Consider the following 13,098-nt stretch of genomic DNA (forward strand, 5'->3'; position numbering starts at 1 on the left):
AATTTTTAAGACAACCATGACACTCTCTTCCGCTTTCTCCACACTGGGCCTGGCCCTGCTGCTGGGCTTGCTACCGCCGACCGCGCTGGCCGGTGATGGCCATGACCATGGCGAAGCCCCCGCAGCCGCAGCGGGCACAGCCCTGCCGCGCTTTGCCGCCACCTCGGACCTGTTTGAACTGGTGGGCGTGCTCGACGGGCAAAAAATCGCGCTCTATCTGGACCACGCGGGCGACAACAGCCCCGTGAAGGACGCCCGGCTGGAGCTGGACATTGCGGGCACCAGCGTGCCCGTCACCCGCGTGGCCGAGGGCGAGTTCCAGGCCACCCTGGCCGCGCCGCTGGCCGAGGGTGTGAGCCCCGTCACCGCCACCGTGGCCGCAGGCACTGACACCGACCTGCTCGCAGGCGAGATCGACCTGCACCCCGCCGCCCACACCGATGCCGCACCGGCAGGGCTGGCCCGCCGCACCGCGCTGATCGCAGGCGCCGTGGCCGCCGTGCTGTTGGCGCTGTTTGCCGCTTGGGGACTGCGTCGGGGCCGTGCTGCCCGCATTGGCAACACCCAGCGCGTGGGAGGTGCAGCATGAAGCGCTTCCACCCCATGCCTTCCTTGCTGGCTTTGCTGATGGCCGCCGCGCTCAACGCCCCCCTGCCAGCCCTGGCAGGCCCCGGCCACGACCATGGCGACGCGCCGCCTGCGCCCACCGGCAACGGCCCCAGCCGCCAGCCCGATGGCAGCGTGTTTCTGCCCAAACCCGCACAGCGCCAACTGGGCGTGCGCACTCTGGTGGCAGCCACCGGGCAGCACGCCAAGGCCTTTGAACTGGCAGGCACCGTGGTGATGGACCCCAACGCAGGCGGCAAGGTGCAGGCCGTGCTGGCCGGGCGGCTGGAGGCCGGGCCCAAGGGCCTGCCGGGCGTGGGCCAGGCGGTGCGCAAGGGCGAGGTGCTGGCCTATGTGGTGCCCACGGCGGGCGCCATCGAGCGCTCCAACCAACTGGCCCAGCAGGCCGAGCTGCGCGCCGCCCGCGACCTGGCTGGACGGCGCGTGGCGCGCTTGGCAGAGCTGGCAGACACCGTGCCGCGCAAGGACATCGAGGCGGCCGAGAGCGAGCTGCAGAGCCTCACCCAGCGCCTGGGCGCCGTGGGCGCGGGCCTGGCCACACGCGATCCGCTGGTGGCCCCGGTGTCGGGCGTGATCGCCTCGGCCAATGCCGTGGCCGGGCAGGTGGTGGATGCGCGCGAACTGGTGTTCGAGGTGGTCGACCCTGCGCGCCTGCGCATCGAGGCCCTGGCCTACGACCCGGCACAGGCCCAGAGCGTGGCCGGTGCCACGCTGGCCGTAGCCGGGCAGCGCGTGCCACTGCGCTTTCTGGGCGCAGCGCGCAGCCTGCGTGATCAGGCGCAGCCGCTGCAGTTTGCGGGCGACTCGTCTGCGCTTGGCACCTTGGCCCTGGGCCAGCCGGTGCGCGTGTTCGTGCAGTCCACCGACAAGGTCGATGGCGTGCAGGTGCCCGCCGCAGCGCTGCTGCGCAACCCGGCCAACCAGACCATCGTCTGGGTCAAGGAGTCGCCCGAGCGCTTTGCGCCACGGGTGGTCACGGCGGTGCCGCTCGATGGCACCTCGGTGGCCGTGACCTCGGGCCTGAAGCCCGGCGACCGCGTGGCCACGCAGGGCGCCACGCTCATCAACCAGGTCCGCTAAGGAGTCACGATGTTCAAGTGGCTTCTCGAAAACAGCCTGGTCAACCGGCTGCTGGTGCTCATCGCCGCCGCCGTGCTCATGGCCTATGGCGCCTTCACGCTCTCGCGCACGCCGGTGGACGTGTTCCCTGACCTCAACAAACCCACCGTCACCCTCATGACCGAGGCGGGCGGCATGGCCGCCGAAGAGGTGGAGCAGCTCATCACCTTCCCGCTGGAGACCACGATGAATGGCCTGCCCGGTGTGGAGAGCGTGCGCTCCACCTCCAGCGCGGGCCTGTCGTTCATTTACGTCACCTTTGACTGGAGCACCGACATCTACCGCGCGCGCCAGATGGTGTCCGAACGCCTGTCGTCCATGGAAGAAGGCCTGCCCAGCGGCATCACGCCGCGCATGGGGCCCATCAGCTCCATCATGGGCGAGATCATGCAGGTGGCCATCCCTATCGACGCGGGCAAGACCACACCCATGGCCGTGCGCGAGTACGCCGACTGGGTGCTGCGCCCGCGCCTCATGGCCATCCCTGGCGTGGCGCAGGTGATCCCCATCGGTGGCGAGGTGCGCCAGTTCCAGGTGCTGCCCGACACGGAGCGCATGGCAGCGCTGGGCATCACGCACGACCAGCTCACGGGCGCGCTCAAGGGCTTTGCGGCCAATACCTCGGGCGGGTTCTTGGAGCTGGGCGGGCGCGAATACCTCATCCGCCACCTGGGCCGCACCTCACGGCTCGAAGACCTGCAGAACCTGGCCCTCACCGCCAAAAACGGCCAAAGCGTGCTGCTGCGCCAGGTGGCCGATGCCACCTTTGCCGCCGCCACCAAGCGCGGCGACGCGGGCTTTGAAGGGCAGGGCGCCGTCATCCTGGGCATCCAGAAGCAACCCACGGCCGACACCATCGGGCTCACGCGCAGCATCGAGGCCGCGCTGGTGGACCTGAAGAACTCGCTGCCCGCAGGCATGGAGGCACCGCGCGTCACGTTCCGCCAGGCAAGCTTCATCGAGGCCTCGGTCACCACGCTGCAAGGCAAGCTCATGGGCGCCTCGGTGTTTGTGGCGGTAATCCTGTTCGTGTTCCTCGGCACGCTCCGGCCCACGGTGATTGCGCTCACGGCCATCCCGGTGTCCATCTTCATCACGGCGCTGGTGTTCAAGTATTTCGGCCTGTCGATCAACACCATGACGCTGGGCGGCCTGGCCATTGCCATTGGCGGCCTGGTGGACGACGCGGTGGTCGATGTGGAAAACGTGCTGCGCCGCCTGAAGATGGACCGCTCCAAGCACCCCCACCACCGCCTGCACCCCATCGAGGTGGTCAAGCTCGCGTCCATGGAGGTGCGCTCCGGCATCCTCTACGCCACGGCCATCATCGTGCTGGTGTTCTTGCCGCTGTTTGCGCTGCCGGGCATCGAGGGGCGGCTGTTTGTGCCGCTGGGCATTGCGTTCATCGTGTCCACGCTGGCATCGCTGCTGGTGTCGGTCACCGTCACGCCGGTGCTGGCCTTCTACCTGCTGCCGCGCATGAAGAACCTCGACCATGGCGACACGCGCGTGGTGGCCTGGCTCAAGGCGCGCTACCGCAACGGGCTCTCGGCCGTGCTGGCGCGCCCGCGCACGGCCCTGGCCGTGAGCGCGGTGGCGGTGGCGCTGTCGGCAGCGGCGGTGCCGTTTTTCCCCACCACCTTCCTGCCGCCGTTCAACGAAGGCACGCTGCTTATCGGCATGCGGCTCAACCCCGGCGTCACGTTGGCCGAATCGAGCGCGCTGGCGCGCCAGGCCGAGGTGCTGGTGCGCCAGGTGCCCGAGGTCACGCACGTGGGCCGGCGCAGTGGCCGGGCCGAGCTGGACGAGCATGCCGAAGGCGTGCACGTGAGCGAGCTGGATGTGGGCCTGCTGCCTGCGGCCGAGCTTAAGCGCAGCATGGCCGAGGTGCAGGCCGACATCCGCAGTAGTCTCGCGCATCTGCCCGCTGCCATCGCCATCGGCCAGCCCATCTCGCACCGCATCGACCACATGCTCTCGGGCGTGCGCTCGCAAATCGCCATCAAGCTCTTTGGCGACGACCTGGACACGCTGCGGGGCCAGGCGGAAGCCCTGCGCGCACGGCTGGCGGGCATCCCCGGCCTGGCCGACCTGGAGGTGGAAAAGCAGGTGCTGGCACCGCAGATCACCGTGCGCGTGGACTACGCCGCCGCCGCGCAAATGGGCGTGCCCGCACCCCAGGTGCTGGCCGCGCTGCAGACGCTGGTAGAGGGCGAGAAAGTGGCCCAGGTGGTGGAAGGCAGCCGCCGCTTTGCGCTGGTGGTGCGCCTGCCCGACAGCGCACGCTCCATCGACGGCCTGGCGCGCGTGCTGATCGACACGCCACGTGGCCCCGTGCCCCTGTCGCGCCTGGCCACCATCGAAGAAGGCGACGGCCCCAACCAGATCAGCCGCGACGATGGCAAGCGCCGCATCGTGCTCTCGGCCAACGCGCAGGGCAGGGCGCTGTCCGACGTGGTGGCTGACATCCGCCAGGCCGTGGCTGAAACCCGCCTGCCCGAGGGCTACTTCATCACCCTGGGCGGCCAGTTCCAGGCGCAGGAAGAAGCCAGCCGCCTGGTGGGCCTGCTGGCCGCCGTCTCGCTGGTGCTGATGTTTGTGGTGCTGTACACGCGCTACCGCTCGGCCACGCTGTCGGCACTCATCATGGCCAACATCCCGCTGGCGCTGGTGGGCGCGGTGCTGGGGCTGTGGGTGTCGGGCCAGCCGCTGTCGGTGGCGGCGCTGATCGGCTTCATCACGCTGGCGGGCATCTCGGTGCGCAACGGCATTTTGAAGGTGAGCCACTACCTCAACCTGATGCGCGTGGAAGGCGAGCGCTTTGACACCGCCATGATCGTGCGCGGCTCGCTGGAGCGCTTGAGCCCGGTGCTGATGACCGCCCTGGTCACCGCCTTTGCCCTGGCCCCGCTGCTGCTGGAGGCCGAGCGCCCCGGCACCGAAATCCTGCACCCGGTGGCCGTGGTCATCTTCAGCGGCCTCATCAGCTCCACGCTGCTCGACACCTTCCTCACCCCCGCCCTGTTCTGGCTGTTTGGCCGCAAGGACGCCGAACGCCTGCTGGACGACAAGAACGCCGAGGCGTTCTGAGCTTTTCTTGTTTTGTATTTGTTCTCTTTGTTTGTTCGTTTGCTTTTTCATTCACCCGTTGAAAGGACTCTCATGAAAACCACCCGCCAACTCTTCGCCGCCCTGGCCCTCGCAGCTGTGGCCACCACCGCCGTCCATGCCGCTGGCGACCACGGCGCAGGCCACGACCACAAGCCCCAACACGGCGGCATCGTGGCCGAGGCTAACGATATGGACTACGAACTCGTCGCCAAGCCCGACACCATCACCCTGCACCTGCGCGACCACGGCAAGCCTGCCAAGACCGAGGGCGTGAGCGCCAAGCTCACCCTGCTCAACGGCACCGAGAAATCCGAGGCCGTGCTTGTACCGGCCGGCGAGGGCAGACTCGAAACCAAAGGCATCTTCAAGGTCGCAGCAGGCACCAAGGTGGTGGCGCTAGTGACGTTGCCGGGCAAGAAGGCGGCGAATGTACGGTTTGTGGTGAAGTAAGCCGCTGCCAAAGAGGGCAAGCGTTGAGCTCGACGCGCCGCCGCGCTGGCTTTTGCTGGCGTGGCGGTGTGGCTTGTCCTAGTTGCAGTGCGCCATGAGCGCGGGCGAGGTGGGTGCGCGCGTGGTTTCAGTGGGGAGGTATGCTGAAATTTGAAGAAAATCGGGCTCTACCGCCTGTCTATCAAGCGCTTATAGCTATCAAATTGGTAGTGAGGTGGTTGATGCTGGGCGCAAGGTGCTGAGCTTCCGTGGGCGGGAATAGGCAGATTTCCCTGGGCGGAGTGTCTGGCTGTTTTAGGCTGAGAGCGGTCGGTCGGGTTGGCCCTTCTCACTGTCTGCGTTTGCCGATACCCGACATCGGGGAACTGGTGCGACGAGCGATCGCGATTGGCCGAAAGCGGACATGCCAGATGGGCATTACTTTTACTTTGTTCGAGAGCTTGACCCAGAGAAGAAAGTCGGCCGTGACTCCTGGTATCAAGATGCCCTCTAGCGGCGCAATAAATTCTTGTGGGGTCATGCCGTCTCCGGCGATGGGGGTGGTGACGAATGGGTTCCAAGCCAACGAGTGGGGTCTAGGACGTCGGCAATGGCATGCAACATCTCTCTCACCCGCGCTGGATCTGATCGTGCAAGCGCTCTTTCGGCGTATGAGTGCGAATAGCCGTCTCGATACTTATCGGCTTCTTCTCTGAGGTTCTCCGCTTCACGAAACATCTGCTCTGGATTCAAGTTCTTCGCCTTCAGGCGGGCAGTCTCGACCTTCGCTGCCATCGCCCTGGAGTCGCCCAATTCGCACCAAAGCTGAATTGCAGCAGCCGCCAGCATTCCTCGCTCAAGACTTCCCCAGCCGTTTGCCTCCTGGCCGACCTCCATCGCCCAACGGATGATGATTGCCTGCGCACGCTCGCAAACTTCAGTTGCGTCGAAGCGTGCAGCGCCCTGTGCGACCCGGAAACACACGTCTCCGAAGCTATTCGACTCTAAGCGGTGGGCTGCATTTTTGTCAGTCGGCGCCCAAGAAAGCACCGACACCAGCCAAAGCGCGTGCTTTTCAAGTTCAGCCTTTCTCCGTGCGCTTGCATGGGATGCCGTCAGCAACAATGCCTGGGGGATCATCTCGATCCAGTGCAGTAGGTGGAATGTGAGGCTAGAGCCCTTCGTGACAGCTGGTTCGAAAAGGCTTCTCGTGAAATCGGATTGCCTGTCAGCCCATTCGGCGATGTGACCGCATATGCGCTCCCTCCGGGTGTCGTCTTCTATGTCACCCAGCGCATTCGCCAGATTGACGAAGCTGTGAACAAAAGACCCACTGTCTGTGGCTCCGAAGTAAGGCGCCAACCAGGCGCCGTGGCCGCTGGCGAAACCTTCGTCAGGCGTCTGGAGGACTGCAAGGGCGAGTGTGCGAATGGAGCTTCGGCATTCCTGCAGCGCAAACCCCACATCGTTTCCTCGCCCCTTCAGGACAGCAAGCTCAATTGCCGCCAGCTGTCTCGCTGCCGTCATCGAGACTACTAAGTCTCTGCGGGCAGCAATGCACCCGACCAAGGAAACTGCGTTCGTTACCGTTGTAGCTTGGGTTGGCGACTCTTCTGCCAGTGCGATGCCGATCTGCCCGAGCAATCGAGTGCCTTCCATGGAGACATCCGGGAAGCCCTGCCTCACGACGTCTTGGACGGCGCCGACCAGGTAGTGAGTAGCGAGCATCGCATGGGTTTGCGATTGACTCTGCTTCTGGTATTCGATGCGTGCATACACACGAAAGAGCTGCTCGAACCCTCGAAGCGTCAGCTCCATCTGTCTCTCATCGCTCGCCGTCAGGGCAGTTTTCGCACGCTGGCGCAGGCTCTCTAAGGTGCGCGTGATTACTGAGTCATCAACCAGCGGGTTCTCGACCATCCAGGCATACGAGAAAAACGTCCGTCCTTTCGCCTGAACATAGAGGGCGTTGATGAATACGAGTGCATTGAGTGCCTGTTCGGCGACCTCGTAGTCGCCTTGCTCCCCATACCTGCGGCTGTAAGCGATTGCGTGTTCGATTCCTTGTTTGACTTCTTGAGTCCAGGAAGAGTTGACGTTCAAAAAGAGAAGGCGTCGCTGATCTACGCCGGAATCGTCGCTACCGTCATCAGGCATCGCTTTAGTTGCAGCATCAGCGAGGGTCCGCCAGCGGCCGAGTGCCTTGTGAATCCGTTGGACAAGCCTTGACAGCTGCTGGATCGGGCTAACAAGAGCGATCGCACGTCTATAGGCCAGCATGTAAAGGCCAAACACCGCGAGCGTGAGCCAGGCTCCAGCGACCAGAACCACCGCCGACCAGGTCACGTCCGGGACTAGCGAAAGGAGCGCGACCCCACATGCAGCTCCGAACGAAGTAACCGCGTATCCCAATAGGCGCCAATCGGCACTCAGGCGATTGAATAAGGCGTGTGGCATGCGTTCGACATTCACCTGCATTGCGAAGGTGATGATCGAAAAGGCGATTGCCGTCGATCCAATCAGCGCCCCACCTGCTGAAATGAAGAGCTGCGAAAGAGTTTCCCAACGCTTGTCGACTTTGAAATAGCCGATGATTTCGCAGTTCGCCCACCAAGCAAGGCCCGAACTTGCAGCAAGCGCAACCAAAACCGCAACGGCCACAAGCGCTCCGCTACCTCGCGCCAGTCGATCCACCAACTGTGCCCGACGTCTCTCGGTTTCGAAGTGAAACCTCGCGAGACGCAACCTCACCCTGCCAATAATGGGTCGGCGTACGGTGGCACTACGGGCCGGATCTGCGGTCGCGGCAGGCGGCAGTGGTTCGGGGTTCGGGGTTTGGGGTTTGGGGCTTGGTGGTCATACGTCATGAAGGCGAATCCGTCAAAGATGCGCCTATGATCACTGAAAGGTGCTACGACGGCCACTCTCCGCTTGCTAGAGAGGCCTTGTGAGTCAAAGACTTAAGCCTGGCTGGTCGAATCTTGCCCTCTCCACCGAGCTGCCAAGGCCCGCTTTCGATCCACTGTCGTCCGTCCTTCTACAGGTCAGGGTTACCAACGACCGCATTTGAACAGGAACCGTGAACTTGACTCCCACCAGCCACCGACCGCAATCGCTGCAAAGCAGCCCCTGCTGATCTGAGCTGATTTGAAATGCCCTCGCTTGGCCCAGCCACCCATCGGCTGAGCATTGTCTCCAACGGCCTCCCTGCCACGCAGGCTGTCCGCCCGGCCCAGACCCATCGGTAGATGGTTCTCGGCCGACCGCCCCCGTACCCGCTCCCGTTTGTCCCGCTCACGCAACCTGCGTGCGGCGCGGCCTCGCGCGCCTTGTACCGCCACATGGCCCTGCAATCTCCCGCACCGCCGTCAAAGTCATATTCACACTAGTGATGTGAAACATCACCAGCGTTCCATTGACTGATATTGCTGCAGAGCGAATGATCGGTTCCCAGGCGCTGGGTGCATCCGCACCGGCCCAAAAGACTGATGAATTGATGGATCAATTGACTGATCACCCCGCGATGGAAAAAAGCAAAGGAGACGCCCATGCATGAATGCCCCGTCACCGTGTTCCCGCAGCAGATTCGCTGGGAGACGGAAGGCACCAGCCGTATTCCCTTCCAGGCCTATACCGATGAGGCGCTGTACCGCAAGGAGCTGGACCGTTTGTTCTACAACGGGCACTGGTGTTATGTCGGCCTGGAGGCAGAGATTCCCAACGCGGGGGATTTCAAGCGCACGGTGATTGGCGAGCGTTCGGTGCTGCTGGTGCGTGACAAGGACGCTTCTATCCACGTGGTGGAGAACGTCTGCGCCCACCGTGGCATGGCGTTTTGCCGCGAGCGGCATGGCAACCGCGAGAGCCTGACCTGCCCGTATCACCAGTGGAACTACACCCTGTCGGGCGACTTGCAGGGCGTGCCCTTTCGGCGTGGCGTGAAGCAGGATGGCAAGGTCAATGGCGGCATGCCTACGGATTTCAACCAGGCAGAGCATGGGCTGACCAAGCTCAAGGTGGCCACCCGTGGCGGCGTGGTGTTTGCGTCGTTTGACCACAGCGTGGAGCCGCTGGAGGAGTTCTTGGGCCCCACCATCCTGGGCTACTTTGACCGGCTGTTCAATGGCCGCAAGCTCACCATCCTGGGCTACAACCGCCAGCGCATTCCGGGCAACTGGAAGCTGATGCAAGAGAACATCAAAGACCCGTACCACCCCGGCCTGCTGCACACCTGGTTCGTCACCTTTGGGCTCTGGCGTGCCGACAACAAGTCCCAGTTGCTGATGGACGCACAGCACCGCCATGCGGCCATGGTGTCCACACGCGGCGCGGCGGGCAAGGCGGCGGATGTGACGCAGGTGTCCAGCTTCAAGGCCAGCATGTCGCTGAATGACCCGCGCTTTTTGGACATTGCGCAGGAGGACTGGTGGGCGGGGCCACCCCCGGTTGCCAGCAGTGGTGATGCAGCGGTACCCAGCGCGCCAGCATCGGTGCCCACGGCGGTGATGATGACCGTGTTTCCCAGCGTGATCTTTCAGCAGCAGGTCAACAGCGTGTCCACACGCCACATCCAGCCCGATGGCAAGGGGGCGTTTGATTTTGTGTGGACGCACTTTGGCTTTGAGGACGACAGCGAGGAGATGACGCAGCGCCGCCTGCGCCAGGCCAATTTGTTCGGCCCGGCGGGCTTTGTGTCGGCCGACGATGGCGAGGTGATCGAGTGGTCGCAAGAGGGCTTTGAGACCAAGCCCGCGCACCGCACGCTGGCCGAGCTGGGCGGGCGTGAGGTAGGCGACACAGACCACATGGTGACCGAGACGCTGATCCGGGGCATGTACGAATACTGGCGCAAGGTGATGGAGGCGGAGGCTTGACCATGGACTTCCAGACCTACTTTGAACTGAACCAGCTCTACGCCCGCTACGCCCGCGCACTCGACGCGGCGGACTGGGAGGCGTGGCCTGAATTTTTCATCGACCACTGCGTGTACAAGCTGCAGCCGCGCGAGAACCACGAGCGCGGGTTCCCGCTGGCCACACTGGCGTTTGACAGCAAGGGCATGCTGAAAGACCGCGTCTACGGCATTCGCGAGACGTTGTTCCACGACCCCTACTACCAGCGCCATGTGGTTGGTGTGCCGCTGGTGCACAAGGTGGATGCCGATGGCCGCATCCACTGCGAGGCCAACTATTCGGTGCTGCGCACGCGCCTGTCGAAGGAATCGACGGTGTTCAACGTGGGGCGCACGCTGGATGAGGTGGTGCCCACGCCCGAGGGCCTGAAGTTCGCATCGCGCCTGGTCGTCTACGACAGCGAGATGATCCCCAACTCGCTGATCTACCCCATCTGAGGAGCTGCCATGACGACGATGACGACGAACTGGATTGACGCCGCCGCGCAGGATGATGTGCCGCAGGATGACGTGATCGGCCTGGCCGTGGCCGGGCGCGACATTGCGCTGTATGGCGTGGGCGGCGAGGTGTTTGCCACCGACAACATCTGCACCCACGGCCATGCGCGCCTGTGCGATGGGTTTCTGGAGGGGCACGAGATCGAATGCCCTTTGCACCAAGGCAAGTTTGATGTGCGATCAGGCCAGCCCACCTGTGCGCCAGTGACGGAGCCGCTGCGCAGCTACCCCGTGAAGATCGAGGGCGGCCGCGTGTGGCTGGCCCTGGACTGAACCTCTAAAGGAGCCCCCCATGACTGCCGAACGACCTGAGGTCGAGGCCGCTGCATTGCCGCATGAAGGCGTAAACGCCCACTCGGCCCACACCATCGTGATCGTCGGTGCGGGCCAAGCGGGTGGCTGGGCCGCGCAAACGCTGCGCAGTGAAGGCTTTGCGGGCCAGATTGTGCTGATCGGTGAAGAAGCCCACCCGCCGCACGAGCGGCCACCGCTGTCGAAGGCGGTGCTCTCGGGCGCAGCAGCCCCTGAGAGCACGCGTCTCATGAAGCCCGAGGCCTTTGACGCCCTGGCGGTGCAATGGCGGCCCGGTGTGCAGGTGCACCGCATTGACCGCGCTGCCAAGCAGGTGCTGTTGTCGGATGGCACAGCGCAGCCCTACGACAAGCTCATCCTGTGCACCGGGGGGCGCGCCCGGCGGCTTGTTGTGGCGGGGGCAGACCAGGTGCCGCTGCACACGCTGCGCACCATTGAAGATGCGCAGGCGCTGGCCCCGGCCCTTCGGCCTGGCCGCAGCGTGGTGGTGGTGGGCGGTGGCTGGATCGGCCTGGAGGTGGCGGCCACCGCACGCCAGCAGGGCGCGGAAGTGGTGGTGGTGGAGACGCAAAGCCGCTTGTGTGAACGCACCGTGCCCGCCGAGGTGTCGGCGTATCTGTTGGCGCTGCACCGCGCCCAGGGCGTGCGCGTGCTGCTGGGCGCGGGTGTGCGGGGCCTTGCCCGCGCTGCAGATGGCCGTTCGGAAGTCTTGCTGGCCGATGGCAGCGCGCTGGCGTGCGACACCATCGTGCTGGGCGTTGGCCTGGTGCCCAACGATGAACTGGCGCGCGCGGCGGGTCTGGTTTGCGAAGGTGGCGTGCTGGTCGATGCCCAATGCCGCACGTCCGACCCCCACATCCTGGCCGCAGGCGATGTGGCCGTGGCGCCCAGCCCCTGGGCAGGCCGCAGCCTGCGGCTTGAATCGTGGCAGAACGCGCAGGAGCAGGGCATGGCCGCAGCGCGCTCGGCCCTGGGTCAGGCCGTGGACTACCAGCCGCTGCCGTGGTTCTGGTCTGACCAGTACGGCATGAACCTGCAGATCTACGGCATGCCCACGCCTGCGCACCGCGTGGTGCAGCGCGGCGACCCGGCCAGCGGCAGCTTTGTGCTGTTCTACCTGGCGGGTGACGTGGTGCAGGCCGCCGTGGGGGCCAACGCAGCGCGCGACCTGCGCTTTGCCCGCAGGCTGATCGAGCAGCGCAAGCCGGTGGATGCCGAGCGGCTGGCCGACCTGAACACGCCGATGGCAAAGCTGTGAACCCACATGGATGCCGAGCAGCACAGAAGCCCGCACCCGCACCCAAGCCCACCAGAACCGAACACGACAACCCGCTAAGGAAACCACCGATGACCGCAACCACGTCAACCACTTACCTCTGGACCCCGCCCCCCGTCTATTCGCTGCCCGTGCATGGCCGCAGCGAGCGCCTGCCCATCCACCGCCTGTTCTTTGTGGGCCGCAACTACCACGCGCATGCGGTCGAGATGGGGCGCCCGGTGGACAAGGCGGTGGAAGTGCCGTTCTATTTCACCAAGGCGCCGTCCACACTGGTCGAGTCTGGCGCGACCGTGGCTTACCCACCCGGCACCCAGAACTACCACCACGAAATGGAACTGGTGCTGGCCATTGGTGCGCCCGGCTTTCGCGTGAGCGAGGCGGATGCGCTCCGCCTTGTCTATGGCTATGCCTGCGGCCTGGACATGACGCGCCGCGACCTGCAGCTTGTGGCGCGGGATAAGGGCCGGCCTTGGGACCTGGGCAAGGATGTGGAGCAGTCGTCCGTGGTCTCAGAGATCGTGCCCATGCCGCAGGTGGTGCTGGGCCAGGGCGATCTGGAGCTGTCGGTCAACGGCACGGTGCGCCAGAAGTCCGACCTGTCCAAGCTGATCTGGAACATCCCCGAGCTGATTGCCGACCTGTCCAAGTTCTACCACCTGCAGCCGGGTGACCTGATCTTTACCGGCACGCCCGAGGGCGTAGGCCCGGTGCTGGCAGGTGACCGCATTGATGGACACATCGAAGGCGTGGGCAGCATCGTGCTCCACGTTGGCCCGGCGGAATAAGAAAAAAAGCCACATCCAGGAGACAA

The 13,098-nt window shown here is 64.7% G+C and carries 12 protein-coding genes; 10 read left to right on the top strand and 2 right to left on the bottom strand.

Going from position 1 to position 13,098, the window contains the following annotated elements; genetic code table 11:
* The first annotated feature begins 16 nt into the window (after nt 1–16).
* The 4 genes from LPA35_RS24220 to LPA35_RS24235 all read left to right on the top strand — a co-directional run bounded on the left by LPA35_RS24220 (nt 17) and on the right by LPA35_RS24235 (nt 5,307).
* Complete coding sequence (locus LPA35_RS24220) at nt 17–589, top strand: hypothetical protein (RefSeq protein WP_228899571.1); 573 nt, start codon at nt 17–19, stop codon at nt 587–589.
* On the top strand, nt 586–1,707 hold the full coding sequence (locus LPA35_RS24225) for an efflux RND transporter periplasmic adaptor subunit (protein WP_228899573.1): 1,122 nt from the start codon (nt 586–588) through the stop codon (nt 1,705–1,707). The genes LPA35_RS24220 and LPA35_RS24225 overlap by 4 nt, the downstream gene beginning before the upstream one ends.
* 9 nt (nt 1,708–1,716) lie before the next feature.
* Nucleotides 1,717–4,836 (top strand): efflux RND transporter permease subunit, encoded by a 3,120-nt coding sequence (locus tag LPA35_RS24230; protein ID WP_228899578.1) that lies wholly within the window; start codon nt 1,717–1,719, stop codon nt 4,834–4,836.
* A 72-nt stretch (nt 4,837–4,908) separates the two neighbouring features.
* Nucleotides 4,909–5,307 carry a hypothetical protein gene (locus tag LPA35_RS24235; RefSeq protein WP_228899586.1) on the top strand — a complete coding sequence of 133 codons (399 nt, stop codon included), beginning with the start codon at nt 4,909–4,911 and terminating at the stop codon, nt 5,305–5,307.
* Nucleotides 5,308–5,635: 328 nt separating this feature from the next.
* On the opposite strand, the gene LPA35_RS24240 is transcribed toward LPA35_RS24235, so the two are convergent.
* Both LPA35_RS24240 and LPA35_RS24245 read right to left on the bottom strand, forming a co-directional pair.
* The gene (locus tag LPA35_RS24240) at nt 5,636–5,827 is read right to left on the bottom strand and encodes a hypothetical protein (protein WP_228899588.1); all 192 of its coding nucleotides are present in this window, start codon (nt 5,825–5,827) and stop codon (nt 5,636–5,638) included.
* Nucleotides 5,824–7,947, bottom strand: a complete 2,124-nt coding sequence (locus tag LPA35_RS24245; RefSeq protein ID WP_228899590.1) for a hypothetical protein — start codon at nt 7,945–7,947, stop codon at nt 5,824–5,826. The genes LPA35_RS24240 and LPA35_RS24245 overlap by 4 nt, the downstream gene beginning before the upstream one ends.
* Nucleotides 7,948–8,701: 754 nt before the next feature.
* Here LPA35_RS24245 and LPA35_RS24250 point away from each other — a divergent pair.
* The 6 genes from LPA35_RS24250 to LPA35_RS24275 all read left to right on the top strand — a co-directional run bounded on the left by LPA35_RS24250 (nt 8,702) and on the right by LPA35_RS24275 (nt 13,072).
* Entirely contained in the window at nt 8,702–8,842 is a 141-nt protein-coding gene (locus LPA35_RS24250) for a hypothetical protein (RefSeq protein ID WP_228899591.1), read from the top strand.
* A complete protein-coding gene (locus LPA35_RS24255; protein WP_228899596.1) occupies nt 8,835–10,160 on the top strand; it encodes an aromatic ring-hydroxylating dioxygenase subunit alpha in 1,326 nt (441 codons plus the stop codon). The genes LPA35_RS24250 and LPA35_RS24255 overlap by 8 nt, the downstream gene beginning before the upstream one ends.
* A gap of 2 nt (nt 10,161–10,162) precedes the next feature.
* On the top strand, nt 10,163–10,636 hold the full coding sequence (locus LPA35_RS24260) for an aromatic-ring-hydroxylating dioxygenase subunit beta (RefSeq protein WP_228899597.1): 474 nt from the start codon (nt 10,163–10,165) through the stop codon (nt 10,634–10,636).
* Between the two features lie 9 nt (nt 10,637–10,645).
* Nucleotides 10,646–10,969, top strand: coding sequence for a non-heme iron oxygenase ferredoxin subunit (locus LPA35_RS24265; RefSeq protein WP_082564876.1), 324 nt, complete (start codon nt 10,646–10,648; stop codon nt 10,967–10,969).
* A gap of 19 nt (nt 10,970–10,988) precedes the next feature.
* The gene (locus LPA35_RS24270) at nt 10,989–12,266 is read left to right on the top strand and encodes an NAD(P)/FAD-dependent oxidoreductase (protein ID WP_228899603.1); all 1,278 of its coding nucleotides are present in this window, start codon (nt 10,989–10,991) and stop codon (nt 12,264–12,266) included.
* Between the two features lie 89 nt (nt 12,267–12,355).
* Nucleotides 12,356–13,072 carry a fumarylacetoacetate hydrolase family protein gene (locus tag LPA35_RS24275; RefSeq protein WP_228899605.1) on the top strand — a complete coding sequence of 239 codons (717 nt, stop codon included), beginning with the start codon at nt 12,356–12,358 and terminating at the stop codon, nt 13,070–13,072.
* Nucleotides 13,073–13,098: the final 26 nt, after the last annotated feature.

Origin of the sequence: Acidovorax sp. Leaf73, assembly GCF_916855635.1 — a bacterium.
GTDB classification, from domain to species: domain Bacteria; phylum Pseudomonadota; class Gammaproteobacteria; order Burkholderiales; family Burkholderiaceae_C; genus Acidovorax; species Acidovorax facilis.